This is a genomic window from Desulfonema magnum, assembly GCF_017377395.1.
Taxonomy (GTDB): Bacteria; Desulfobacterota; Desulfobacteria; order Desulfobacterales; family 4be13; genus Desulfonema_C; species Desulfonema_C magnum.
On sequence record NZ_CP061800.1, the window covers coordinates 2,556,533 to 2,583,245 of the forward strand.

The following is a 26,713-nucleotide window of genomic DNA, read 5'->3' on the forward strand; positions in this document are numbered from 1 at the left end:
TCTTATCAGAAGCCTTGCAGCGTGGTCAGATTGTGACCCGACTGCTAGGCCGCTTTCTTTTTAGCCAGTTTAATGGGATTTGGCCCCAGTTTGCGTATTTTTTCCGTCATCTCCCGGGCGATCTCAGCGAAAAGCGGACCTTCTCCCGAAGAAAGATTATACATCCGTGTTCTTTCGCCGGAAATACCAATGGTATTCAGTATCTGCTGGGCCTGTTCCACCCGTTTCTTTGCCCGGAAATTCCCGCTCTCATAACGGCAGTCCCCTTCCATACACCCTACCGCATATACACCGTCGGCTCCTTTTTCAAACGCTCGAAGGATATGAAGGACATCTATCTTTCCGGTGCATGGCACCCGTATGATCTTAATATTGGCCGGATATTGCAATCTCATCGAACCTGCCAGGTCCGCGGCGCTATATCCTCACTCATTGCAACAAAAGGCAATAATAATCGGCTCAAAATCTTCACTCATAAAACCCCCCTGTTTAATTGATAATTGATAATTGATAATTGATAATTGATAATTCTCAACTCTCAACTCTCAACTCTCAATTCTCAATTCTCAATTCTCAATTCTCAATTCTCAATTCTCAATTCTCAATTCATTCTCAAGCAACGCCTCAATCTTACTCATGATCTGATTATCTGTGTACCAGTTGAGTTCAATGGCCTTTGCGGGACATTCTGACGCACACACACCGCATCCGTGACACAGGGCTTCGTCAATTTCACTGACGCCGTCTTCATTGATCCTCGGCACACCGTAGGGACAGGATCGGACGCATATCAGACAGGACGCGCATTCATCCGGATTGACCACGGCTGTGACTGCGGACAGGGTGAGATACTCCTGGGAAAGCAGCGTTGTGGCCCGGGAAGCCGCTGCAAGCGACTGGCTAACAGATTCGGAAATAAGCTTGGGCCCGTGGGCGGAACCGCAGACATATATTCCTTCCGTGGCCATATCCACGGGTCTCAGTTTCACATGAGCTTCCATGAAAAAGCCTTCGGGGTTGCGTGCCAGTTTGACAATGGAGGAAAGTTCCTCTGTGTCTTCGGCCACCACGCCCGCGCTCAGTGCGAGAATATCTGTACGCACCCTGATATGCCGGTTCAGTATGCGGTCACGAAACATCACTGTCAGCTGATCATCTTCGGATACTTCCACCTGAGGAAGCTCATCCGGTGTATAGCGGAAAAATAAGATGCCCTGACGCCTTGCTTCGGAATAGTAATCCTCCAGAAGTCCGTACATCCGCATATCCCGGTAAAGGATAAAGACATTGGCTTCGGGCCGGAGTTTTTTGATATGAAGCGCATTCTTGACAGCACTCTGACAGCAGATTCTGGAGCAGTTGGGATTTGCCTCGTTTCGGGACCCCACACACTGGATCATCACAACCTGATCTATGTCATCCGCCCCTTTTTCCTCCAGACGGTCCGCGAGTTCAAGCTGGGTCATGACCCGGTCGTCTCTGCCGTACAGAAATTCTTTGGGGCTGTATTCCTTGCCGCCGGTCGCGAGAATGAGGACGCCGTGATCAATCTTCCTTTCATACATTCCCGGTCCCACAAGCACTTCAGTGGTGAAATTTCCCTTGAACCCTGAGAATCCCACGATAAGGGACTGGGTGAGGACCTGAATTTTAGGATGAGACGTCACCTTTTCAATCAGATCCTTCAGATAGGGTTTCACAGACGCGCCTTCAATGGTTTTGTGGAGACGGTTTGCCATGCCGCCCAGGCCCGGGTCTTTTTCCACCAAAAAGACATCAAATCCCTGGTCTGCAATTCCCAGTGCCGAAGTCATGCCCGCGACACCGCCGCCAATAATCAGCGCGCTCTGGGTAATCGGAATCTTTTTTTCATGGAGCGGATTGAGGGTCGCGGCGCGGGCCACAGCCATTCGTACCAGTTCTTTGGCTTTTTCCGTGGCTTTTTCCGGAGAATCAGAATGAATCCAGGAGTCCTGGTTCCGAATGTTTGCCATTTCAAAGAGGTACTTGTTCAGACCGCACGCTTCCAGTGTGTCCATAAAAATTGCTTCGTGAGTCTTGGGCGTGCAGGAAGCCACCACGATCCGGTTGAGGTTGTGTTCCTTGATTTGCTCCTTCATCTGGTCCTGAGCATCCTGGGAACAGGTAAAGAGATTCTGCCCCGCGAAAGCAACATGAGGAAGGGTTTTGGAATATTCCTCAACACCGTTCACATCAACAGCGCCGGAGATATTAATTCCGCAATTGCAGACAAAGACACCGATTCGGGGTTCCTGGCCTGTGAGATCAATTTCTTTTGGAATTTCAACGGTCTTTGTGCAGGTTCCCCTGGACACTGCCAGGCGGGACCCCGCGGCGCACGCGGCAGCGCTTCCGTCTGTGACAGAAGTCGGAATGTCTTTTGGCGACTGAAAAACACCACACGCGTAAACCCCTGGCCGGGACGTCTCCACTGGCGTAAAAGGCTCAGTGACTGCGAAATTGTACTTATCCACCGCGACATTCAGCCGTTTTGCCAGATCCGCGACAGATTCTGATATCTGAAGACCCACGGACAGGACCACGGTATCAAACACTTCTTCCCGGATTTCTCCGGATTCGTCAGCGTATCTGACACAGAGGTCTTTGCTCTCTTTTACCTCATCAATGGTGTGAACCCGGGCCTTGACAAAACGAATATCATCCTTTTTGGCCCGCTCATAATATCTTTCGTAATCTTTGCCAAAGGAGCGAATATCCATATTAAAGATACTGCATTCAAGATCACCGTGCGCGTGTTCTTTGGCAACCATGGCCTCTTTCAGCGCGTACATGCAGCAGACAGAGGAACAGTAGCCGTTACCGCATTTGTTGGTATCCCTGGATCCCACGCACTGAAGCCATGCGATCTTTTTCGGCTCTTTTTCATCCGAAGGCCTTAACAGATGTCCCATGGTGGGACCGGACGCGCTCAGGATGCGCTCAAACTCCAGACTTGTCAGGACATTGGGATTGGTTTTGTAATGATAAAATTCGTCCAGCACATAGGGGTCAAACACATCGCCCCCGGGACAGAGGATCACAGCACCGACCGGAATGTCACGATCTGTCTGTGTCTGATTATGATCCACAGCACCGGCCATGCACGCCTGAACGCACTGGTAGCACTCGGAACAGATACCGCACTCCAGACACCGTTCAGCCTCTTTCCGGGCCTGTTCCTCTTTGTATCCTGCGGCCACTTCTTTGAAATTGTGTTCTCTTTCTTCCACAGAAAGATATGTCAGAGGCACGCGTTCCTTGTGAGGTTTATTCGCAGTATCAGGCTTTTCATAAACCCAGTTCTTTATCCTTCCCTCTGCAATGTCTTTTCCGTTGAGATAACGGTCAATGCTCTCAGCCGCGTCTTTGCCGCTGGCAACCGCTTCCACAACAGACCGGGGACCATAAACCGCATCACCTCCGGCAAAGACCCATTCCAAGGACGTCTGAAAGGTCACGGGGTCTGATTCAAGACCGCCTCTCGGGCCGATGGAAATGCGCTGGCCCTCGAGTCCGTCTTTGACTGACGGCTCCAGCATCTGGCCGATGGCCACAATAATCGTATCTGCTTCCATGGTTTGCAGATCATCTTCATCATACTGGGGGTTGAATCGGCACTGGTCATCAAACACACAGGTGCATCGTTTGAATTCTATGCCCCTGATTTTTCCTTGTTCTCCGGCAAACCGGTTCGGCCCGAAGCAGGTAACGATTTCAATGCCTTCCTCAACAGCTTCCTCAATTTCATAATCCCACGCGGGCATTTCATCCCGGGTCTCCAAACAGACCATGGTCACCTGTTCGGCCCCGAGACGTTTGGCTGTCAGAGAGACGTCAATGGCAACATTTCCGCCGCCCACGACAACCACCCGTTTTCCGAGTTCAACCTCGTTGCCCAGGGCAGCATCCCTGAGAAAAGAAACACCCGGCAGAACTCCCTCAAGGTCTTCACCTTCCACTCCGAGGCCCCGGCTTCCGTGAAGCCCCGCGGCAATGAAAAGCGACTTGAATCCGTCTGCTTTCAGCCCTTCAAGGGTAATATCCTTGCCAAATTCAACTCCTGTCTTAATGGTGACGCCCATTTGTTCAATGATTGCAATTTCCGCGTTCAGGATATCCCTGGGCAGACGGTAAGCAGGAATTCCCACGGCCATCATGCCTCCGGGAACCGGGAGTTTTTCAAAAACTGTGACCTGATACCCTTTCCAGGCAAGGAAATACGCGGCACTAAGTCCCGCAGGTCCTGATCCGACAATGGCAATCTTTTCTTCCCGCTTTTCCGGTATCTCAGGAACATAAGGCCCCGGGCCGGTCATATCCTGATCTGCCAGGAACCTGTGGAGGTACTGGATTCCCAAGGGCTGGTCCACATCATTACGCGTACATTCCTTTTCACAGGGATGGTGGCAGACCCTGCCGCACACGCCGGGAAAAGGATGCTCCTGTTTGAAAAGCTTCAGTGCGTCCTCATACTTCCCCTGGTTAATGAGCGCGATATAGCCCTGAATACTGACATGGGCCGGACAGGTCGCCTTACACGGGGCAGTTCCGCGTTTGCTGATGGCATATGCCCCCGGAATGGCCTGAGCATATTGTTTATAAACCGCCTTTCGGTCGCAAAGTCCTGTATTATATTCATCCGGAACATTAATCGGGCAAACTTTGGCGCATTCTCCGCAGCTTGTGCATTTGGAAAGATCAATAAAGCGGGGTTGTTGGGTGATACGGGCCGTGAAATGTCCCGGATCACCTTCGAGGGTGAGAAGTTCTGTATTGGTTAAAAGTTCTATGTTCAGATGCCGGCCGACCTCGACCAGTTTAGGTGAGATCACTCACATGGCACAGTCATTGGTGGGAAAAGTCTTGTCCAACTGGGACATCAGGCCTCCCACAGCCGACGATTTCTCCACTAAATAGACATAATATCCGGAATTGGCAAGATCAAGTGCGGACTGCATTCCCACAATACCTCCGCCCACCACCATCACTGAGCCAATCGGATCTTTATTTTGTTTGTGTTCCATCAATTTTTCACCCTTTTGAAATTGGAAATTGGAACTCAGATTACAAGTTACAAGTTTCGAGTTTCGAGTTTCAAGTTTCGAGTTTCGAGTTACAAGTTTCGAGTTTCGAGTTTCGAGTTTCAAGTTTCGAGTTTCGAGTTTCGAGTTTCAAGTTTCAAGTTTCGAGTTTCAAGTTTCAAGTTTCAAATTTTTTCAAGGAGTTCAGGTAATTTATTTTCCCATCCGATGGTGGAGATAAAAACACCGCCAAACCCTTCTTTTTTCAACGCGGATATCATCTCCGTTGCCACACGAAGGCATTCACGCACTTTGTCACCGGCCTTCTGGATTCTGGTAATAAGGGGTTTGGGAACATAAATATGATCCATATTGCGATCAATGTAACGGGCCATTCCCACCGATTTAAGTAACAATACTGTCGGAATGATCATTGCTTTGCCTTTGTCCGCCCGCTTCAGAAAAGGTTCAATAGCGGCAATATCAAACAGGGGCGGCGTGATAAAAAAGCGGACTCCTGCTTCAATATTCTTATTCATTTTTTCCAGTTCCAGTTCCATGTCTTCCTCTTTGGCTCCTGTATTTATCGCGGAGCCGACCAGAAATTCGGGAGAACCGGTAAGTCTGACGCCGGCCATATCACGTCCTTCTTGAAGACTTTGGATGGCCTGAAGCAGTTCTGGCAGATCAATATCATACACCGCTTTTGCCTGATGATGATCTCCGAACCCGGGTGCTTCACCTGTTACCGCCATAATATTACGGATACCGCAGGCACTGGCTCCGAGGAGGTCAGCCTGGAGAGCAAGTCTGTTCCGATCCCGGCAGCAGACCTGCATTACCGTTTCCATGCCCTTTTGCTGTAATATCATGGCCCCGCCCAGGGCGCTCATCCGCATGACAGCGTTGCTCATTTCAGGCACCACAAAAGCGTCCACCATTCCCTTGACCCTTGTGGCATTGCTTACCATCTCAGAAACATCCGTCCCTTTGGGAGGTTCCATTTCTGTAAGGATGGCAAATTTTCCTGTGTCGAATTTGCTCTTTAGGAGCATATATATTACCTCCAGGTTTTTTTCTTAATAGTCAGTTGTTAGCTGTCAGTTGTCAGATGACAACTGACAACTGAGGACTTTTTCCTTGTCTGCTCGACTTATATCCAAGCAACTATTGTGCCAATCAGGAATATTTTTGAATATATAAATAAAAAATTTATAAATTAAATTAGTTAAAGATGAGATGTGAAATTGTCAGGAGGGTTTTGTGAAAAATCAGATTTGTTTTGCAGTTATCCCATTTTGGAATATATGATAATCAAAATCATAATACTTCCAACAGGATTGAAAAATATTGTGCCATTTTGGAATAGGCTTTTTTGGAACAGGAGCTACTGCCTGTCGTCATAAATTGCGCTTTCAGGGGAAAAACGGATTTCTGGCTTCGTAAAAACGACATGGCAGATAAAATTTTTCTGATTATAACGGATTCAGGGGAGGTCCCTGGTTTTCCGGAGTGCGAAAAATGCTTTTTCGCGAATGCGAATGCAAAAATAAAATTTTTGCACTCCGGATCCGCCCGGGTCCTGAACCCTGAGCCTGTCGAAGGGGGGAGGCGGCACGGAAAAAAAGAGGTGATTCAGACAGCTTGGGATAAAACCGTCCCTGTCAGAACTAAGGCACGACCAAATAAATCTTGAAGGGTGGGGGCCTCCGAGGTCTTCAAAACCTCGGAGGTCTGATATTCGGATTTGTCCGGTAAAAAAAGTTTATTTTCCAGTTGCATTTGCACTCAGCTGCCCGCATGCAGCCGAAATATCCTGTCCCTTGCTGTGACGAATCATTGCCGTGTAATTATTTTTGTGCAGAATTTCCTGAAACTGAAAAATGGCAGATGCTTCGGGCCGTTTAAAATCACTCCCTTCATGCTCATTAAAAGGAATAAGGTTGATTTTTGCCCTGATGGGTCTGAGCAGCTTAATCAGACGCTTTGCATCGTTGATGGAATCATTTATTTCTTTGATGAGAATATATTCAAATGTAATCTTGCGGCCGCGTTGCAAAGGATATTCGCTGCACGCTCTGAGCAACTGCTCTATAGGGTATTTGCGGTTTATGGGCATCAGCGAATCACGGGTCATGTTGTCTGTGGCGTTTAATGATATGGCAAGACTGACGTTTGTATCCCGGCCCAAATCAGAAAGCCTGGGAACAAGTCCCGCTGTGGAGACAGTAATCCTGCGGTTTGAAATTCTGAGTCCGAAATCGTTGTCAGTCATAACGCTGATTGCGCTGACGACATTTTTATAATTTGCCAAAGGTTCGCCCATTCCCATCAGAACGACATTGCTGAGACGCATGGTATTATCTCTTATATTGTTACTGACATCACGGACCTGGGCGATAATCTCGCCCCGGGTGAGATTGCGTGTAAATCCGCCTGCTGCGGTTTTGCAGAATGCACATCCCTGGGCGCATCCCACCTGGGTGGATATGCAAAGGGTATAATGATCCTTCTCAGGAATAAGCACTGTTTCGATATATTTTCCATCTTCTAATTTAAAAAGATATTTCTCTGACCCGTCTTTTGATATTTCCACCTGCTCTTTTTTAAGTCGGCTGATGGTGAAGTGGTCTGAAAGCGTCTCCCTGAGAGATTTTCCCAGATCAGTCATCACATCAAAAGTATCTGCCTGGCGAAGATAAATCCATTTTAAAATTTGCCTGGCACGATAAGAAGCCATCTGACGTTCCTGAAACCATGACATAAGCTGCTCGTGAGTAAGTTCTTTAATATCTGTTTTGGATATCTGTATCATTTTGTTTTTGTCCTTTTGAACACTATCTGTGACTCGATAATCAAATTTTCTGAGCCAGTTCGATCAGAGGGCCTGTCATTCCTGCGAAAGCAGGAATCTGTTTTTTTACGGATTTTACGAATCCGGCGGCAATGGATTCCTGCTTTCGCAGGAATGACAAAAAAACTTGATAATCGAGTATGAAGCATCACACTTTTTTGCATTATTTTTTGTTTATCCCAAATCTGACAGATGTAGTCAATGCTGAATAATATAACAATAGCCAGCAAATCAAAACCCCGAAAAGTTCGTAGCTCCGCTTTCAGAGCGTGTTTGAAAAATGACAAATATCCCCGAAAACGGGCCTGGCGATTTTTTTTTTAACCGCGAAACACACGGAAAAATACCGGACCCGGAGAAAATTTCCGTCTGTTTTCGTATCGTTTCGTATTCTTTTTCGTGTGTTTCGCGGTTAAAAAGCCGGTCTGTCCGTCATTTTTCAGACACGCTCTCAGAGCCACAAAGAGACTTCGTGAGCCTTTGAGCCTTCGTGTCTTCGTGGCAAAAAACAGCCCGGAATTATTTTTCAAACACGCTCTCAAGGACACAAAGAGACTTCGTGAGCCTTCGTGCCTTCGTGTCTTCGTGGCAAAAAACAGCCCGGAATTATTTTTCAAACACGCTCTCAGAGCCACAAAGACACAAAGACACAAAGAGACTTCGTGAGCCTTCGTGCCTTCGTGTCTTCGTGGCAAAAAAAACAGCCGCAAAGCCGCGTTCGGAATTACTTTTCAAACAGGCTTTCAAAGACACAAAGAGACTTCGTGAGCCTTTGAGCCTTCGTGTCTTCGTGGCAAAAAACAGCCCGGAATCACTTTTTCAAACACCTTCTAAGAAAATTTCCCGATAAAATAAGAATTTTCCTGATATACAATATTGCTTTATTCAGATATGAAATAATTTTCCTGATGTTTCAAAAAATTTGGGATTTGGGATTTGGGATTTGGATTTGTTATTTTCATTTTATTCGGTTGGTTATAGGAAATGCATTGGTTTCAATCGCAATAAAAAGTGATATTCATGTTTAATAATCTTGCAGTTACAATCATTATTTTGGTCGTTTTAGTTGCATCTGCCCTTTTTGGGTGGGAACATGCTCCAAAAAAGGAGGAAGGGCCAAAAACTACTGGCAAGCTCATGAAGGTTGCAAGAAATTATTGGCCTGGGCAGTATTGGTTAGCGATTGCCGATAAAAAGGGGTGGCTTAAAGAAGCTGGCCTGAATATAGAATTTACAGATTTCCCGGATTTTATACAATCCATGAGTGATATGGCAGAAGGGAAAGTAGATGTTTCCGCATTTGTATTATTTGATTTTATGAAGTTCAGGCTACAAGGAGCTGATTTAGTTGGTGTTATCAATAATGATATTTCATTTGCAGACGCAATCGTAGCTAAACCTGGTATAGAAAATATTACAGACCTGAAAGGAAAGCGTATTGGACTTCAAAAGGAAAGTTTTCAGGAATTTATGTTATCTATGGTGTTGGAGGGCAACAAATTAAAACTTGATGATGTTATTATAGCAGAGATACAGGCCGAGGATACAGAGCCTTTTGTCAAAGGGGCTGTAGATGCCACAGTTACTTGGGAACCGTTTGCGAGTGAGGCGGTGGAAAAAGGAAATGGCCGGATTATATTTGATTCTTCAGAACTCCCCGGTCTTATATCTGATATATTTGTTTTCCGCAGAAAATTTATCAAAGAAAGGCCGGAAGATGTGCAGGCATTTGTTAATGTCTGGCACAAATCCACTGAATTTATCAAACAAAATCCCAAGGAAGCATTTGGCATTATTGCTGAGATTTATAATAAAACTCCGGGTGAAGTGGAAGCCCTTACCCGGCAGGTCAAGATATTGGATATGAGAGATAATCGTGCGAGTTTCTCCTTTGCGGCCGGCTTTGAATCGCTTCATGGCACTGCGCGTAAGGTAAATAACTTTATGATAAAAAAAGGAATGACAAAAAAGCGATTAGACAGCACCGAATTCTTTGACGGACGTTTTATCAGGAGATTGCGTTAAGTAACAAGAAAGCCGGGTTTCTTATTGCAGGGAGATTGCGTCAGGTTATGAAATTTTCCACCAAATTCATTTTTTCGATTGTGGCTGTAACCATTATTGCCGCACCGCTGTCAGGCTTTGTTGTATTTTATTCTGCAAGCGCTCTTCTCCGGGAAAATCTTATCCATAATCAGTTGGAATTTACACAACATACCATGGATGGCATTGATCGTATTCTGTATAATGCATATGTGGGGATACAGATCGTTGCGAGTAGCAATACTATAAAAGAACGGCTTGAGATATTAAATAAAAAGGACATTGCTGATGAACTGGCGGCAAGATATAAAAAGGAGATACTAATGAGATTAGAAAAGTATTTTTCCTTTACCGGCCCCTGGAATTTACTTTTTGCAGTTGATAAAGACGGGATGATTGTTACATCAGACACAGAGCAGGAGATCGGAACGCGTCTGAATGATGAATCGGACAATAAGCTCGCATATGAAGCTGCCATGCGAGGAGAAATTTACTATTCTGACCTGGTTATTCCCAAAAGCATAGGCAAGCCGACTATTATTTTTGCTGCTCCTGTACGAAATGAGGAAAAATTTGGCCGCCCGATATTGGGAGCCGTTGTCGGTTATTTTGTCTGGCATACGGTGTTACAAATGATAGATGAAGCAGACCCGGTACTCCGGCTACATCTTTTCAACAGGGACGGCATAATCATAGGCGACCGACCGGAGCACAGAAACAGAATTTTACAGCAGCGCCTTGGTTATCTGAATCTGGTAAAAAAGGCGTTCAGGGAAAAACCTTCCGGCAGCAGTATTTACACGGACGCACATGAAGCAGATAAAACTTCTGTTCTGGGGTCTTATGTATTACAGAGGGGTTTTCTGGGCTACAGAGGCAGTGGCTGGGGATTATTGGTTGAAATTCCTCTTGATGTGATATTTGCACCTGTTCACCAGATGGCTCGGAATATCGCAATCGTTGTTATGCTCGTAATGGGTCTGATTGCAGGGATATTCAATTTTATCAGCAAAAAGCTGACGGCTCCCATTGCGGCTTTGACAAAAACAACTCAGGCCCTGGGACGAGGAGATTTCAATGCAAGGGCTGAGGTGACAACTCAGGATGAGATCGGTGTCTTAGCTGAGGCTTTCAATAAAATGGCTCAGGATTTACAGAAATTAAGAAATGATCTGGTATCCTCCAAAGATTATACTGAAAACATAATAAAATCAATGAACGAATCTCTCATTGTGATTAACCCTGAAGGGGATATCGAATCTGTAAACCAGGCAGCAACAGATTTCCTGAAATATTCAAAAGAGGAGCTTATCGGAAGGCCGGTTGGCATAATTTTTGAAGAAGAAGAAGAAGAAGAAGAAGAAGAAGTTTTTTTTGTTTTCAAAGGCAAAGGCTTGGATGAACTGATTCAGGAGGGCAATATTTCAGGTGCTGAAACAATATTAAGAACCAGACAGGGGGGAAAAGTACCAGTTCTTCTTTCAGGATCAGTCATGCGTGATGAAAACGGAGTGATACTGGGAATTGTATGTGTGGCTTCGGATATCGCTGAACTGAAAAAGGCAGAAGCAGAACTGAAGCAACACCGTGACCATCTCGAAGACCTGGTTAAAGAGCGTACAACCGCACTTGAGAAAGAGATTAATGAACGTAAGAATGCCGAACAAAAAATTAAAATATTCTCGCACGCTGTTACCGGAGCCATTGATGCAATTGCGATAGCTGATATGCAACGTATTATTACTTATGTGAATCCGGCCATGGAGGAATTATACGGATACGAAGAAGGAGAAATGATCGGGAAATCAACTGCTGTTCTGAACCCGGTTTCGGAGAGGGTAAAGGAAATGGAATCAGCCATGATAGAAACAGCGAGATGGGCCGGTGAAATTTTACAGCAAAAGAAAAGCGGAGAGACTTTTCCGGCATTGCTGTCTCTTTCCACAGTAAGAGATGAAAAAGGAAGACCAATAGCAATGATGGACGCTGTCAGGGACAACACCGAGCGCGTACACGCGGAAAAAGAACTCAGAAAAAAGCAGGCGCAACTGCTCCAGGCATCAAAAATGGCTTCCCTGGGAGAGATATCTACCGGAATTGCCCACGAGATCAATCAGCCTCTGACTTATATCAGCGGTTTTATACAGACCCTGGCAAGAGATATCAGAGAAAACCTTCTTGACTTCGAAGAAGTAAAAGCTGATCTTAAAACAAGCTTAAGACAGGTCGGTCGTATTACCGATATTATTCAGCATTTGCGAACCTTTGGCAGGAGTAATGCCAAGCTGACGGAACTGGTCTGTCTTAAGACTGTTGTGAATAATACCTTGTTACTTATGGGAGAGCGGATACGCCTGCGAAATATCGCTCTGATCAGAAATGTCGAATCTCATCTGCCTGCGGTTCGGGGAAACTCCAATCAGTTGGAGCAGGTATTTATCAATTTATTACAAAATGCCACAGAAGCATTACGCAATCATATTGGAAACGCCGAACTCCGGGTTGATATTAGTGTTTCTGAAGACAGGAAGACTGTGATTATAACCATTACAGACAACGGAGAGGGGATTGAACAGAATCATCTGGATAAAATATTTGAACCTTTCTTTACAACCAGGGAAGTGGGAAAAGGGACGGGCCTGGGACTCTCCATTGTCTATGGCATTATAAGGGAACACAGAGGGACCATTACTTGTAAATCAGAAAAAAATAAAGGTGCGGCGTTTACTATCACTTTACCGACGAAAGGTTAAAATCATGTCAGAACATAAAATCCTGGTTATTGATGATGAGCCCATGGTCATTGAAGCGGTCAGAAAAGCTTTGAAGCGTGAGGGGTATGAAATACTTTCAGCCTGTAACGGGGAAGAAGGATTGCGGTTATATTTCGAACATCAGCCCGTTTTGGTGATTCTGGACCTGAGGATGCCTGTGATGGATGGCTTACAGTTCCTGGATTATATAAAATTAAAGCCGTTGGACCGTTCCTCCGTCATTGTTCTGACTGGCCACGGCTCTGACTATGAAATCGAGCAGTGTTTCAGAAAGGGGGTGAGTGCTTTTATAAGGAAACCTTTCAATATTTATGAACTTATCGGACAGGTCAGAAGCTGTATTGCGTTAAAAGACATGAAAGAAATAATTTTTGATTTAATTCGGGCATCCTTCGCAGAAGCTGAAAAGTAATTTACACTTTTTCCGAACTGTAAGACAATTTTGCAAATTGTTTTACAGCAAAGTGTGAACTGACAAATGAAGGATCCCTTAATTCATTGCCAAAATTGGAACTGTTGAGGAAGAGTCAAATCGCAAATCAAAAATCCGGAGAGTACAAATGTCAGATAACAAATCGCAAATTATAAATCAAAAATCAAAAATCCCACGTATCCTGGTCGTTGATGATGAGCCTGTGGTCATCGAAACGATCAGAAAAGCGTTGAAATATGAGGGGTATGAGATACTTTCAGCCTGTAACGGGGAAGCAGGATTGCGGTTATATTTCGAACATCAGCCCATCCTGGTGGTCCTGGATCTGAGGATGCCTGTAATGAATGGCTTACAGTTCCTGGACCGCATAAAATTAAAACCTTTGGATCCCTTGTCAGTTATTGTTCTGACCGGTCACGGCTCTGATGATGAAATTGAGCAGTGTTTCAGAAAGGGGGTGGGCGCTTTTATCAGAAAACCTTTCAATATTTATGAATTTATCGGGCAGGTCAGAAACTGTATTGCGTTAAAAGAGGCAGAGAATGCACTGAAGAAGAGCGAAGGACAGCTTGCAGCAACGCTGAAGAGCATAGGAAACGGTGTGATCACCACCGATTTGCAGGGTAAGATCGTCATGATGAATGACGTGGCTGAAAAACTGACTGGCTGGAATCATGCCCAAGGCCGAAGTATTCAGGAAGTATTCAGAATTATTAATAAGGAACCATGCGAGAATATTGAAAACCCGGTAAACAGAGCATTGGAAGAAGGAGCCATAACCAGGCTGGCTGATAACAGGCTTCTTATAAGCAAAGATGGGAGGGAAATTCCTGTTTCTGGCAGTTGTTCACTTGTAAAATTGTCTGATGGTGAGATTATCGGGGCTGTTCTTGTTTTTCAGGATATCTCTGAAAAGAAAAGACGTGAAGAAATATTTCAACTGGAAATATCCAGAGCCAAATACCTGTGTGATCTTGCCATGGAGCCGCAGCTTCCTGCAATGGAAAGGGTTTGCGCCAATATCAGGTATATCCCCGCCTGGCACATCAGCGGCGATGTCCTGGAAGTATTGGAACTGGATGAGAAAAGGCTTCTCATTTTCCTGGCAGATGTCACTGGCCACGGAATTCCCGCGGCCATTACGGCCAGTACTTTAAAAATGCTGTTTCAGGAAATATCTGAAACAGAAACCGAACCAGCAGTCATATGCACGCATTTGAACCGGACCATGGGCCGGATCATTTTACCGGACGATATCATTGCCGCATTCTGCTCGCTGATTGACCTGGAATCCATGAACATTACCTATTGCCTTTGCGGCGTTCCGTCTCCCGTCATTCTCCGAAATCATGAAAAAATCCGGCTCAGACCCACCGGAATGCCGCTCGGGGTTTTCGAAAATCAGCTTATCGCCAGCAAAACCATGGACTTGGAAAACGGAGACATGTTTATGGCTTTCACGGACGGAATCAGCGAAGTCAGATCCGAAAATGGCAAAGTTTTCAGATTCAAAGGCGTGGAAGAAGCACTCGAAAAAAATGCCAGCGATATCCACGTCCTGACAGACGCCATTGTAACAGAGGCTCGTCTGTTCCAAAAAAAGCAGAATTTTCGGGATGATGTCATTATCCTGGCTCTTTGTTTCTTTGACGGGAAAAAAAATATTCCCCAAAGGCCGTGGAATCGGTTCAACGCACCTGAAAAGGACATTTTCAGGATAAGAACCAGATATATGGACATTGATGACCTGAGTAAGTATTATATGAAATATATCACGGAGAAATTTCAGGTTTCACATGAATGTGTCGCCAAGTTGAGACCAGCGTTTTTTGAAATGCTGGTCAACGCGGTCGAGCATGGGAATCTGGAGATGACAGACTTAAAGAAAAACCTGGATTTTCTCGACGTTGAAAGATATGAGGAAATTTTCAGAAATCGAAAGATATCAAATAAATATGGTGAAAAGCTGATTCAAATCGAATGCATATGCGAAGGGAACCAGCTAACAATTTCGATAGAAGACGACGGGAGCGGATTTCATCCTGATACGATTCCCGATCCGACCCGTGAAGACCGTTTGTCAGAACCGTTTGGCAGAGGCATTGCCATTGCAAGGAAAAACGCGGATCAGATTTCCTATAACAACAGAGGAAACAAGGTCAGCCTGGTGTTCAACATCGGATTTTATAACTAGAAGTGTCAGGTGAGGCTGATTTTAAAATATAACCATCTTTTGCGGGACGGGGTTTGCAGCTCATTTTTGCGGGACGGGGTTTGCAACCCCGTCCGAAACGTTTTTTTCAGCCTCCCTGTAAAAGCATATGTATTTTTATGCACTTAAATTTGGTGTATTATTTAAAGGGGTTGTTTTTTTACTTTAACTAACTTTTATATGAAAAAGTGTTAGGTGTTAAGTGTTAAGTGTTAGGAAAAACTATTAAATTTTCATATCTCCTTGTGACCCGAGCGTCATGACCGTTTATGTGGCTGCACGCTTCATCGCCGGCTGAATACTATTTTGCTTGACATACCATTATTAAAATATTAATTTCAAGGTTTTAATATACAGATACATAATAAATTGGTGTTTTTATGTTTGATAATCTGAGTAACAGGCTTGATTCCGTATTTAAAAAGCTCAAAGGACATGGCAAATTAACGGAAAAAAATATTGAGGACGGGCTAAAAGAAGTTCGAATGGCACTTCTTGAAGCAGATGTTCACTATAAGGTTGTAAAAAAATTTATTGGTGATATAAAGGAACGGTCCCTGGGCCAGGAAGTCACAAAAAGTCTGACACCGGGTCAGCAGGTCATCAAGATCGTGAACGATGAACTGACAAAACTCATGGGAGACAGCCATGAGGAACTGAAACTTTCAGGCACTCTGCCCATACCGGTGATGCTGGTCGGTTTGCAGGGTTCGGGTAAAACCACAACAGCAGGGAAATTAGCTGTTCTTCTGAGAAAAAGGGGCAGAAAGCCCTATCTGGTCCCGGCTGATGTTTATCGTCCCGCGGCAATTGACCAACTGAAAAAACTGGGTGTCCAACTGGATGTTCCGGTGTTTCCGTCTGATGCAAAAGCGGACCCGGTTCAGATTTGTCAGAAAGCCCTTGTCGCAGGCCAAAAGGAAGGATGTGACACCCTGCTGATTGATACGGCAGGACGCCTGCATGTAGATGAGGAACTTATGTCCGAGCTTTGCCGTATCCGGGATAAGGTGAAGCCGTCCGACATCCTTCTTGTGGCCGACGCGATGACGGGTCAGGATGCTGTGAATATTGCAAAGTCTTTTAATGACACCCTTGATATCGGCGGGGTTATTCTGACCAAGATGGATGGTGACGCGCGGGGCGGGGCAGCCCTTTCCATCAAGTCTGTAACTGGCAAACCCATAAAATTTATCGGGGTGGGGGAAAAACTGAATGAGCTGGAGCCGTTTCATCCGGACAGAATGGCTTCAAGCATTCTGGGAATGGGAGATGTTCTTACTTTTATTGAAAAAGCCCAGTCTGTCGTAGATGAAGAAAAAGCAGCGGAACTTGAAAAAAAGCTGAGGAAGAGCCAGTTCACATTGGAAGATTTTCGAGATCAGATGGTCCAGATCCGTAAGATGGGTTCGCTTACGGATCTGATTAATATGATTCCCGGTTTTAGTAAAAACAAGCAACTGAAAAATTTGGAAGTTGATGAACACGAGCTTGTCAGAATTGAAGCCATCATCAATTCCATGACACCGCTTGAACGGCGCCAACATACCATCATAAACGGAAGCAGGCGCAAGCGGATTGCCAGAGGAAGCGGCACCAGTGTGCAGGATGTGAACAGGCTGCTTAAAAATTACACTCAGGTAATGAAAATGATCAAAAAAATCAGTAAGGGCGGTATGCGCGGATTTGGCCGGGGCATGTTGCCTTTTTGAGAAAAAATATAAAACCGGGTTTTAAAAAAAACTTGGTTTTTTTATTAAAAGGAGATATAAATGGTTAAAATCAGATTGGCCAGACATGGCGCAAAAAAGAGACCTTTTTACCGGATTGTTGTTGCGGACAGTGAGTGCCGACGGGATGGAAGATTTATCGAAATTGTAGGTACTTATAATCCGCTATTGGACCCGGCTGAGGTTTCATTGAAGCAGGAACGTATAAAATACTGGGTGGACCAGGGGGCGCTCCCTACAAATACGGTAAAAAATCTTTTGAAAAAAGAAGGTTTTATGAAATCCGCCTAGTTGCTGAAAAATTCATCTTGTTCCCGGACCCCGGGAACAAAAAAAGTGTTTTTTTAAAAGAATGTGTTTTTTTTACCCCATGGTAATTCTCAACAGCCAACAAAGGAGGCGGTGGAGCTATGAAAGATCTGATCAAATACATTGCACAGGCATTAGTTGACAAACCTGAGGAGGTATCGGTTGCAGAGGTAGAAGGAAACCAGACATCTGTATTGGAATTAAAGGTGGCAAAAGAGGATCTGGGGAAAGTCATCGGAAAGCAGGGCCGGACCGCCAGGGCCATGCGCACTATATTAAGCGCCGCTTCCGCCAAGGTGAAAAAACGCACAGTGCTTGAGATTCTTGAGTGATTCTGTGAAAAAAGACGGTTTTTTTACAATCGGAAAAATTGTGGGGTGTCATGGTGTCAAAGGAACCATGAAGGTTTATTCTTATGCTGAATCTCCGTCCGTTTTCATCCCGGGGCAGCCTATGCTGCTGAAACTTCCCGGGGGAGAAAAAAAAACATATGTTTTAAAATGGATCAGACCCCATAAACGAACGATTCTTATGTGCCTGAAAGGCATCAATGACCGCACCCGGGCCGAACCCCTGATCCATTCCGAACTTCTCATGGAGAGGGGGGCCCTTCCTGTATTGGAAGAAGGTACTTTCTATTGGTCAGACCTTATAGGGCTTTCTGTTTTTAAAACAGATGAGACATATATCGGTCGCATTGACTCGGTTATTCAGACGGGAAGCAACGACGTATATGTTGTAAAAGAAAAAGATAATGAAATACTGGTTCCCGCACTTGAATGGGTCGTCATAGCGGTTGATCTTGAAAACAAAACAATGCGGGTCAATTTGCCCGAAGGCTTGTAATTCGTTGTCAGTTGTCCGTCGCCAGCTGCCAGTTGATGGCTGGCTGATCAGTTGAGTACCTGGCCAAAACTTTTCGCTATTTTTACGGACAGATACTTATTCGTAAAATCGCGGACAACTGGAAGCGAATAACTGAAACCCAAAAGCTGACAACTGAAAGCTGACAACTCACAAAATGAACTTTGTTGTGCTGACGATTTTTCCTGAAATGTTTATTCCGTTTTGGGAACATGGTATTATCAAAAGGGCCGTTGATCGGAGCAAGATTTCCGCTTCGACTGTAAACATCAGGGATTTCGCAGAGGGCAGGCACCATACCACCGATGACAGGCCATATGGCGGCGGTTGCGGAATGGTAATGAAACCTGAGCCGCTTGCCGCTTCAATTCGGGCTGTCAAAAAAAAGCAGCCTTGTTCAAGGACAGTTCTGCTGACACCCCAGGGACGTGTTTTTAATCAGAAAATTGCCCGCACCCTTGCTTTATCAGAAGGGCTTATTTTTGTCTGCGGCCGATATGAAGGCGTGGATGAGCGCATCTGTGACAGTTTCATAGACGATGAAATTTCCATTGGTGATTATGTGCTGACAGGGGGGGAAGTGGCCGCCATGGTTATTATTGACGCGGTAACCCGGCTGATCCCCGGGGTTCTTGGCGGCGCGGATTCCGCGGAAAAGGATTCTTTTTCAGAGGACCTTTTAGAACATGCGCATTATACAAGACCGCGAACATTCGAAGGGACCGAGGTCCCGGAAGTACTCCTGTCCGGCAACCATAAGGAAATTGAGAAATGGCGGCTTGAAATGTCGCTGATTCGGACATTCCTCAAACGTCCGGATTTGCTAAAAAACAGACCTGTGAACACACAGGAAATGGAAATTTTGGAAAAGTGGTGTCTTGATATCAGAAAAATCATACAAGCCCGGCAGTCTTTATCTGGCGCTGATTCATTACCCGGTAATTAATAAGAACGGTGATGAGATTGTCTCTGCTGTGACCAACCTTGATCTGCATGACATATCAAGGGCGGCAAGAACTTACGGAGTCAAAGCCTTTTATGTGGTCACACCACTGGATGATCAGAAATCGCTTGCTGAAAAAATTGTTTCCCATTGGATCAGGGGAACAGGCGCAACGTATAATCCCATCAGACGGGAAGCTTTGGAATTAATCCGGATCAAAGATTCGTTAGAGGATGTTACTGAGCATATCCGCAGCCAGGGAGAAGGTGAACCCAGGACAATCGTAACCTGTGCCAGAACGCATCAGGGAAGCATCAGCTATGACAGATTTCGCGAAATGCTGAATAACGGGGGGCCGTGTCTTTTAATTTTTGGCACAGCCTGGGGGCTTTCGGAAGATTTTATTTCCAAGGCCGATTATGTGCTTGACTCTGTCAGGGGACAGACAGATTATAATCACCTGTCAGTTCGTTCTGCGGCATCTATTATATTGGACAGATTATTCAGAGTTGAAACTCGAAACTCGAAACTCGAAACTTGAAACTCGAAATTTGAAACTTGAAACTCGAAATTTGAAATTTGAAAGAGGAGTATAATAAATATTATGGAATTGTTAAGACAACTGGAACAACAAAATATGAGGCTTGACATCCCCTATTTCAAACCCGGGGATACTGTTAAGGTTCATGTTAAGATTAAGGAAGGTGAAAAGGAACGTATCCAGATTTTTCAAGGTGTTGTGATCAGCAAACGCAAAGGAATGTCAAACGCTACGTTTACTGTACGGAAGGTTTCTTATGGCGTGGGGGTTGAACGTGTCTTTTTGCTCCACTCTCCTTTGATTGACAAAATTGAAGTGGTTACGCTGGGACGGGTCCGCCGTTCAAAGATTTATTATCTGCGTAAGCTGAGAGGAAAGGCCGCAAGGATAAAAGAACGCCGATATTAGATATTTTCCGGATGATTTGGTGATTGGTGATTTGGGATTGGTGACTCGTTTATTTTTTAATGCAATGACAAATCACAAATCACAAATCACAAATGACCAATCACAAATGACCAATCACAAATCCTCCATGACTGATCTCCGGACATTTGAAAAAAAAGCCTTGAAAAAAGGATTTTCTCTTATTGCAGGTATTGACGAGGCTGGCAGAGGACCTCTGGCAGGTCCTGTTGTTTCTGCCGCTGTTATTCTTCCTGTTTCTTTTCCTGTTGGCGAGATAACTGACTCAAAAAAATTAACCCCGAAAAAACGGGCTGATCTTTACGAAAAAATTTATCTTCATGCGATTTCTGTCGGAATTGGGATTGTTGACCCCCTGGAGATAGATCGCATAAATATCCTTCAGGCCTCACTTCTTTCTATGGCCATGTCAGTTGACAATCTTAAGCCCCGGCCGGATTACCTTCTTATTGACGGCACTTTTGGCATTTCGTCAGATTTGCCCCAGGAACCAATACCTCACGGTGATTCTCTTTCGATTTCTGTTGCTTCGGCATCCATTGTTGCCAAGGTTACCCGGGACAGACTTATGGAACAGTATCATCAGGATTACCCGGAATTCGGGTTCCCCAGGCACAAAGGGTATCCCACCAAAGCCCATAAGGAGGCCATCAGAAAATTCGGGTGCTGTCCCATTCACAGACGCAGTTTCAAAGGGGTGAAAGAATATGCTGAACAGGAGTCAGTTATTCGGTAAAAAAAGTGAATCTGTCGCGGCCGCACATCTTTTAAAAAACGGTTACAGAATTTTGGAACAGAATTATCATACAAACCGGGGCGAAATTGACATTATTGCAAAAGAGGGGGATACGATTGTCTTTGTGGAAGTCAAAGCCAGACGGTCGGATCACTTCGGAAACCCCAAATGGGCAGTAACCCCCAAAAAACAGACAAAAATTTCCATGGCGGCCCTGGATTATCTTAAAACCACAAATCAGAGTAACACAAAAGCAAGGTTTGACGTGGTGGCGATACGTTCAAAAAAAGGCGATATCAGCATTGAGATCATCAAAAATGCTTTTGAACTCGCTTACAGATGAACTGAGAAGACATGTCAGATGATATGGGAAAGCCAGAATCCCGAAGACCGTGCCAAAGTGTGTGAACATCGTTGCTTCTGCCCGCCTTATCGGAATACTTCCCTCTTGCGGATATCCATTCGCTTCCATTTCGCACTGTAAAGGATTTATCACCGGATATCCCCGTTTCTTCTGAATCACTTTTTTTTAAACTCACTTGAAAAAAACTCACCTGCTTTGATAATCGGTATTAGTTTACGATATAATTAAAAAAAATTACTCATTCAGGATAACATGGACAAAAGAAGTTGCGATTAGCTCAGAAGTGTGGCATAAAGAAGCTGGGAGGGATTTCTGACGGGCCTAAGCTGTCTTTTTATGATAAGTTTTACCGTATCTGTTTATATGAAAGTGTTAGGTGTTAGGTGTTAGGAAAAACTATAAAACTTTCATCATTCGTTGTGACCGGCAGCTCATGGCCGTTTATATGAAAGCATCAGGTGTCATGGTGTTAGGAAAATTTCAAAACTTTCATCGTTCGTTGTGACTGGCAGGTCATGGGGGATTATCTGAAAGCGATAACTGATAAAATTCCGGTCTCACTTTCATGCTTCGTTATGATCGCAGATCATAGCGTTTATTTGGAAGTGACAGGCAGAACAAATTAGCGATGATTTGTCTGGCTATTTTATAATAAGTCCTTGAGTGATAAAAAAACGGCTTCTCCCAACTTATAAATGCACCTTATCCAAAGTTTGCCACAAGCACTTGGACAAAAATATTCCGGTATTCGGAAATTTCGGGGAACCGGCATTATCTGTTCCGGCGAGTATATATTCGAATATTAGCGATGGAATTTTGTTTTTTTCTGGCATAAGTATCACCGTAATTGTTCAGAATTCGGGGCGCAGCAGCCAGAACGAACAAAGGTGAAAATCTTTCCGAATATTTTCAATGCCAACCGATTTATTCCAAAGGAATTTAAGCATAATTGTCCCGGAAAAAACGACAGGCGATGACTATACTTGAAATGTTACAGGTTATATCATGAAAGTAGAGTGCGAAAAATGCCATACTGAGTATGACCTTGAAGCCAGCCTTATTAAAAAGAAAGGCTCTAAGTTTCGCTGTGCAAAATGTGAGCATATCTTCAAAGTTTATCCCCCTGTGATTGTTGACGAGGGGGACAGTGTTGGAAAAAAAATTTCCGCGTCCGTTTCAGGACCGGATACGAATACAAACAAAACCCTTTCCGGATTGCCTCCGATTTTTAAAATTGTCGGAGAAAACAATTGCCCTCTTTATGATTTGGATGATGAATTTCGATTATCAGGCAGTTCCTTTTTTCCTCCCCGGCATAAAGCCCCCTGTCTTATTCTTGTTAAAGATGTAATGAAAATTCTTAAACACGGGGGTTACGAGAAATTTCGCGCAAAAAGCGGTTCGGAACCTGTGTTTCATTGCTCCGGTTGTACGGGGCTCATTCGGTTTGCGTATAAAAAAGAAGATAAAAAAAACGCTTCTCCCAGTAAAAGACCTGAAGATTACATTGGCGTTGTTGCCCGCTCACTGAGTAAGTTTTCGATCTTTCAGTCTCTTGATGAGAGTATTGTCAAAGAATTTACGTCTCATTTAAAATTTGAGGAATTTGCCGTGGGGGATACGATTATAAGAAAAGGAGACCCGGGCAGAAATTTGTACATTATTGTATCCGGAAAGGTCGAAGTGGTGGGTGACGATGATATGAGCCTGGCTTTCATGGGAAAAGGAGAGGTGTTTGGTGAGATGAGTCTTCTCAGCGGCAATCCTGTGGGAGCGACCATAAAGGTAATGAAACCGGCAACAGTGTTGTATATTGTTGCTAAAGATTTCAAAAAAGTTTTAAACAAATCACCTTCGCTCCAAATGTATTTTACCCGGCTGCTTGCCGGAAGGATGGCTGAGATCAACATGGCACGGTCTGAGGAATTTGCATCAGGAATGGCCGGAAAACTTTCTGAAATGCCACCTTCAGAGTTATTTCAGACATTTAACATGAATCAGAAAACAGGAGTATTAACCTTGAAGCTGCCTGACACAACCGCGTATCTGTCTTTCAGAGAAGGGGGGCTTGTCAGTGTCAAATATGATGGAAAAGAAGGGGAAGAAGCATTTTTTGAGTTATTAAAACTCAAGCGGGGCAGATTTAAATTTATTCCGGGGCTTTCTGCGGAAGAAATGGAAGCCAGCGAAGTGGGAGATTTTATGCACCTCTTAATGGAAGGATTAAGAAGAATAGACGAAGATGACAGAAGGTTCATCCGAACAGTGATACCGGCTCTGACAGACTGAGGTTATTATATTTTTTCATCAGAAAGATATTGTGAACTTTGAGGATTTGCTATATGGTCAGATCGTTTTGATCTGTTTTTTTATATTCCGACCTTACGGATTTATGATTTATGCAAAAAAACCGCTTTGCTTTTTGCACACCGGTTTTTTTAAATTTGTGATCTGCTGACAATGGCTTTATATTTTTTAGTCTTGTTTTCATCATTGCACAAACAGTTCGTATGTGATAGAGAATCAGCACATTGATCCTGCTGGACACATACATATTAATTTCAGAACGTTGGATTTAATATCCTAACCATATCTTACCATTAAAAGAAGGGACACCCCTTGCAAACATTTTTTCATGACGGAATCAGAGGAGTGAAAAAGAGATGATATGCTGATATTGCTTTTTTATATAGGGAATATCATGTACACAATTAAATGCGAGAAAATCAGGGAAATTGCCCCGATGGTAGTGCTGAAGGATATCCCTCATACACCTGATTTTTTTGCAGGATATTTCAATTACCGAGGCATAATTGTTCCGGTCATTGATTTATGCCAGCTTGTTCAGGGACGGGCCTGTGAGATGCGGCTGAGTACCCGTATTATTCTTGTGGATTACAAGGGAAAAAATGACACCTCCCATCCTCTCGGGCTGATAGCGGAACGGGTTACCGAAACGGTAAGAAAACCGGAAGACGCTTTTGTGCTGCCGGACATCAGATCAGAGCAGGCCCCTTATCTGGGAGGAATTGTAATGGAAAAAAAAAAGATGATCCAATATATAGATTTGGACTTGCTGCCAAATTGTATCAACTTTCTGCCCGGAGGAGATTGAATTCCGGAAATTGAATATTGAATATTGAACCCGTCAGAATTAATTTTCAATTTTCAATTTTCAATTTTCAATTTTAATAAGATGTTTCAGGCCATAATTGAATCGTTACTGGAAGAAAGGATCGGGCTGTCCGCAGAAGCCATTGGCTCGGAGACGATTGCCAAAGCCGTACATCGCTGTATGGGGGATGACAGGATATCCCGCGGAAAAAAAGCTGCCAGTCTGACCGAATACCTTGCCCGTCTTCAGACATCAGAGGAAGAATGGGAAAAACTGGTAGAAGCTGTGGTTGTTCCGGAAACCTGGTTTTTTCGAAATAAAGCGTCTTTCAGTTTTCTCAGCGGGTATGTCAGGTTTGAATGGCTGCCCGCGCATCAGAACGGTGTATTGCGAATTCTGAGCATACCATGTTCCACAGGAGAGGAGTCCTATTCCATAGCGATGATCCTTATGGATATGGGGCTGCCGGAAGAAATTCAGGGACGTTTTCATATTGATGCGGTGGATATCAGCGGCAAAGCACTGTATAAAGCAAAGTTGGGCATTTACGGCAAAGCGTCTTTCCGCGGAGAGGATCTGTCGTTTCAGGAACGCCATTTTGATCAGATTTCCCAAAAAAACAAGAAAGATAAAAATGAAAAGCGTTTCAAAGTGCATGCGCGGGTGAGGAATATTGTCCGATTTTTAAAAGGAAATCTGCTGGAGACTCAGCTTTTGGCAGATGAAAAGCCTTATGATGTCATTTTCTGCCGCAATCTCTTTATATACCTGGGGGAATCAGCAAAAAAACGGGCCATGGACAACATCGACCGGTTATTAGCCAAAAACGGGATATTGTTTGTGGGACATGTGGAACGGCCCCTGGTTTGTGCTTCGGCAGAAAGGACACGTTTTGTATGGATACGTCAGTCCGGAGTGTTTGCCTGCCGAAGAGCAGGTTTCAAACAAGAAACGCATGATCACCCAGACGTTGTTCAGCATCTGACGCCCTCTGAAAAATCTTCAGGACGGTCCTTTGAAAAAGCAGGAACAGGCCGCCAGCGTGGCTCCGCAGTTGTTACCCCGCGCGGTCCGCACCGGCAGACACCGGAATATAAAAAAATGCTCCCTCCTTCCCTGAGGCCTTTTACAGGCTCCCATATCCCACAGATTTCCTCCTCTTCGGATGATAGCGTGGAAACATGGCTTAACACTGCCCAGCAATTGGCAGACCGGGGATTTCTGAGTGAGGCCTCCGAGTTGTGCGAAAAATATCTGAATGAGGACCCTTTCGGTATTCAGGCCCATTTTCTGATGGGACTGATATGTCATGCCATGGGCGATGAAGAAAGGGCTGAGGAGTATTTTAACAAAGCGATCTATCTTGATCCGAATCATGATGAGGCCATGACTCATTTGGCTTTTATAATGGAACACCGCGGGGAGCGAGACAGAGCCGAGCGTCTGCGTCTGCGGGCACGGCGAATTCTTAAAAAAGAAGGTGACGATTGAAAAAATTATCCGGACAATCAGAAATCAGCAGCCGGCAGCCCGTGGAAAATTGCTGGAAACGCATCGGGGTATGGGGGAATGAAGAACCGCGCTGTCCCAAACTGGATGAGGTCATTCACTGCCGGAACTGTGATGTCTTTACCCAGGGGGGCAGAAATCTTTTGGAACGCAACCTTCCTGAAGAATATAAAAATGAATGGACCGAGGTGATGGCCGCAAAAAAAGAAGAGGCCCTCCCCGGAACCGTTTCAGTGGTTATTTTTCGTATTGAAGATGAATGGCTGGCGATTCGCACCCAGGTTTTTGCGGAGATTATTGATCCGGACAGCCTCCGCGGCCACAGCCTTCCGCATCGCAAAAATCCGGTATTAATCGGAGTCGTCAATGTCCACGGTGATATACAGTTGTGCGTTTCACTCAGTGAACTGCTGGGGATAGAGAATGCTGTAAAAAAAGACTGGAAAGACCAGAAACTTATGATGGTGGTAAACACTGATGCCGGTCGCTGGGTTTTCCCGGTAAATGAAATACTCGGTATTTACCATGTCTATCCCCATATATTTCAAAATGTCCCTGTGACAGTAGCCAAAGCCCAGTCAACTTATACCAAAGGAATTTTTAATTGGAAAGATAAGCATGTGGCCTTTCTCGATGATGACCTGCTATTTTACAGTCTGATAAGAAATGTGCAGTAAATTGGGAATTGAGAATTGAGAGTTGAGAGTTGAGAGTTGAGAGTTGGGAATTGAGATTTGGAATTGAGATTTGGAATTTGGAATTTGGGATTCAGGATTTCCGGTTCGGATTTCAATTCTCAATTCTCAATTTTCAATTTT

Annotated in this window: 23 protein-coding genes; 19 read left to right on the forward strand and 4 right to left on the reverse strand. The window is 44.6% G+C overall.

The window, feature by feature from the left end; genetic code table 11:
- Positions 1–44: 44 nt before the first annotated feature.
- Together dnm_RS10285 and dnm_RS10290 are read right to left on the reverse strand one after the other, a co-directional pair.
- Complete coding sequence (locus tag dnm_RS10285; RefSeq protein WP_207682567.1) at positions 45–476, reverse strand: hydrogenase iron-sulfur subunit; 432 nt, start codon at positions 474–476, stop codon at positions 45–47.
- A gap of 111 nt (positions 477–587) precedes the next feature.
- Positions 588–5,045 carry an FAD-dependent oxidoreductase gene (locus dnm_RS10290; protein WP_207682568.1) on the reverse strand — a complete coding sequence of 1,486 codons (4,458 nt, stop codon included), beginning with the start codon at positions 5,043–5,045 and terminating at the stop codon, positions 588–590.
- Between the two features lie 28 nt (positions 5,046–5,073).
- Between dnm_RS10290 and dnm_RS10295 the strand changes: the two genes are divergently transcribed.
- The gene (locus dnm_RS10295) at positions 5,074–5,283 is read left to right on the forward strand and encodes a hypothetical protein (protein ID WP_207682569.1); all 210 of its coding nucleotides are present in this window, start codon (positions 5,074–5,076) and stop codon (positions 5,281–5,283) included.
- Here dnm_RS10295 and dnm_RS10300 read toward each other — a convergent pair.
- Both dnm_RS10300 and rlmN read right to left on the reverse strand, forming a co-directional pair.
- Positions 5,228–6,097 carry a methylenetetrahydrofolate reductase gene (locus dnm_RS10300; RefSeq protein WP_207682570.1) on the reverse strand — a complete coding sequence of 290 codons (870 nt, stop codon included), beginning with the start codon at positions 6,095–6,097 and terminating at the stop codon, positions 5,228–5,230. The genes dnm_RS10295 and dnm_RS10300 overlap by 56 nt on opposite strands.
- Before the next feature lie 710 nt (positions 6,098–6,807).
- Positions 6,808–7,857, reverse strand: a complete 1,050-nt coding sequence (rlmN, locus tag dnm_RS10305; protein ID WP_207682571.1) for a dual-specificity RNA methyltransferase RlmN — start codon at positions 7,855–7,857, stop codon at positions 6,808–6,810.
- A 519-nt stretch (positions 7,858–8,376) separates the two neighbouring features.
- On the opposite strand from rlmN, the gene dnm_RS10310 reads away from it, so the two are divergent.
- From dnm_RS10310 to dnm_RS10395, 18 genes are all read left to right on the forward strand, one after another.
- Complete coding sequence (locus dnm_RS10310; RefSeq protein WP_207682572.1) at positions 8,377–8,562, forward strand: hypothetical protein; 186 nt, start codon at positions 8,377–8,379, stop codon at positions 8,560–8,562.
- Positions 8,563–8,916: 354 nt separating this feature from the next.
- The gene (locus tag dnm_RS10315; RefSeq protein ID WP_207682573.1) at positions 8,917–9,921 is read left to right on the forward strand and encodes an aliphatic sulfonate ABC transporter substrate-binding protein; all 1,005 of its coding nucleotides are present in this window, start codon (positions 8,917–8,919) and stop codon (positions 9,919–9,921) included.
- Positions 9,922–9,968: 47 nt separating this feature from the next.
- Positions 9,969–12,692 (forward strand): PAS domain S-box protein, encoded by a 2,724-nt coding sequence (locus dnm_RS10320; protein ID WP_207682574.1) that lies wholly within the window; start codon positions 9,969–9,971, stop codon positions 12,690–12,692.
- Positions 12,693–12,696: 4 nt separating this feature from the next.
- Positions 12,697–13,125 carry a response regulator gene (locus dnm_RS10325; RefSeq protein WP_207682575.1) on the forward strand — a complete coding sequence of 143 codons (429 nt, stop codon included), beginning with the start codon at positions 12,697–12,699 and terminating at the stop codon, positions 13,123–13,125.
- Between the two features lie 148 nt (positions 13,126–13,273).
- A complete protein-coding gene (locus tag dnm_RS10330) occupies positions 13,274–15,340 on the forward strand; it encodes a SpoIIE family protein phosphatase (RefSeq protein ID WP_207682576.1) in 2,067 nt (688 codons plus the stop codon).
- 398 nt (positions 15,341–15,738) lie between these two features.
- On the forward strand, positions 15,739–17,070 hold the full coding sequence (gene ffh, locus dnm_RS10335; RefSeq protein WP_207682577.1) for a signal recognition particle protein: 1,332 nt from the start codon (positions 15,739–15,741) through the stop codon (positions 17,068–17,070).
- A gap of 60 nt (positions 17,071–17,130) precedes the next feature.
- Positions 17,131–17,379: a 30S ribosomal protein S16 gene (gene rpsP / locus dnm_RS10340; RefSeq protein ID WP_207682578.1), complete on the forward strand. Its 249-nt coding sequence runs from the start codon at positions 17,131–17,133 to the stop codon at positions 17,377–17,379.
- A 119-nt stretch (positions 17,380–17,498) separates the two neighbouring features.
- Positions 17,499–17,729: a KH domain-containing protein gene (locus tag dnm_RS10345; RefSeq protein ID WP_207682579.1), complete on the forward strand. Its 231-nt coding sequence runs from the start codon at positions 17,499–17,501 to the stop codon at positions 17,727–17,729.
- Positions 17,730–17,733: 4 nt separating this feature from the next.
- On the forward strand, positions 17,734–18,243 hold the full coding sequence (gene rimM / locus dnm_RS10350) for a ribosome maturation factor RimM (RefSeq protein ID WP_207682580.1): 510 nt from the start codon (positions 17,734–17,736) through the stop codon (positions 18,241–18,243).
- 175 nt (positions 18,244–18,418) lie between these two features.
- Positions 18,419–19,207 (forward strand): tRNA (guanosine(37)-N1)-methyltransferase TrmD, encoded by a 789-nt coding sequence (gene trmD / locus dnm_RS10355; RefSeq protein WP_207682581.1) that lies wholly within the window; start codon positions 18,419–18,421, stop codon positions 19,205–19,207.
- Complete coding sequence (locus dnm_RS10360; protein WP_246556284.1) at positions 19,140–19,745, forward strand: RNA methyltransferase; 606 nt, start codon at positions 19,140–19,142, stop codon at positions 19,743–19,745. The genes trmD and dnm_RS10360 overlap by 68 nt, the downstream gene beginning before the upstream one ends.
- Positions 19,746–19,808: 63 nt before the next feature.
- A complete protein-coding gene (rplS, locus tag dnm_RS10365) occupies positions 19,809–20,153 on the forward strand; it encodes a 50S ribosomal protein L19 (RefSeq protein WP_276571873.1) in 345 nt (114 codons plus the stop codon).
- Positions 20,154–20,217: 64 nt separating this feature from the next.
- Positions 20,218–20,907, forward strand: a complete 690-nt coding sequence (gene rnhB / locus dnm_RS10370; RefSeq protein ID WP_207683644.1) for a ribonuclease HII — start codon at positions 20,218–20,220, stop codon at positions 20,905–20,907.
- On the forward strand, positions 20,879–21,250 hold the full coding sequence (locus dnm_RS10375; protein WP_207682582.1) for a YraN family protein: 372 nt from the start codon (positions 20,879–20,881) through the stop codon (positions 21,248–21,250). The genes rnhB and dnm_RS10375 overlap by 29 nt, the downstream gene beginning before the upstream one ends.
- Positions 21,251–22,276: 1,026 nt before the next feature.
- Complete coding sequence (locus dnm_RS10380) at positions 22,277–23,560, forward strand: DUF4388 domain-containing protein (RefSeq protein WP_207682583.1); 1,284 nt, start codon at positions 22,277–22,279, stop codon at positions 23,558–23,560.
- A 379-nt stretch (positions 23,561–23,939) separates the two neighbouring features.
- Positions 23,940–24,386 (forward strand): chemotaxis protein CheW, encoded by a 447-nt coding sequence (locus dnm_RS10385; protein WP_276571874.1) that lies wholly within the window; start codon positions 23,940–23,942, stop codon positions 24,384–24,386.
- Between the two features lie 24 nt (positions 24,387–24,410).
- On the forward strand, positions 24,411–25,877 hold the full coding sequence (locus dnm_RS10390; protein ID WP_207682585.1) for a CheR family methyltransferase: 1,467 nt from the start codon (positions 24,411–24,413) through the stop codon (positions 25,875–25,877).
- Positions 25,874–26,572 (forward strand): chemotaxis protein CheW, encoded by a 699-nt coding sequence (locus dnm_RS10395; RefSeq protein ID WP_207682586.1) that lies wholly within the window; start codon positions 25,874–25,876, stop codon positions 26,570–26,572. Before dnm_RS10390 ends, dnm_RS10395 begins: the two co-directional genes overlap by 4 nt.
- Positions 26,573–26,713 lie beyond the last annotated feature (141 nt).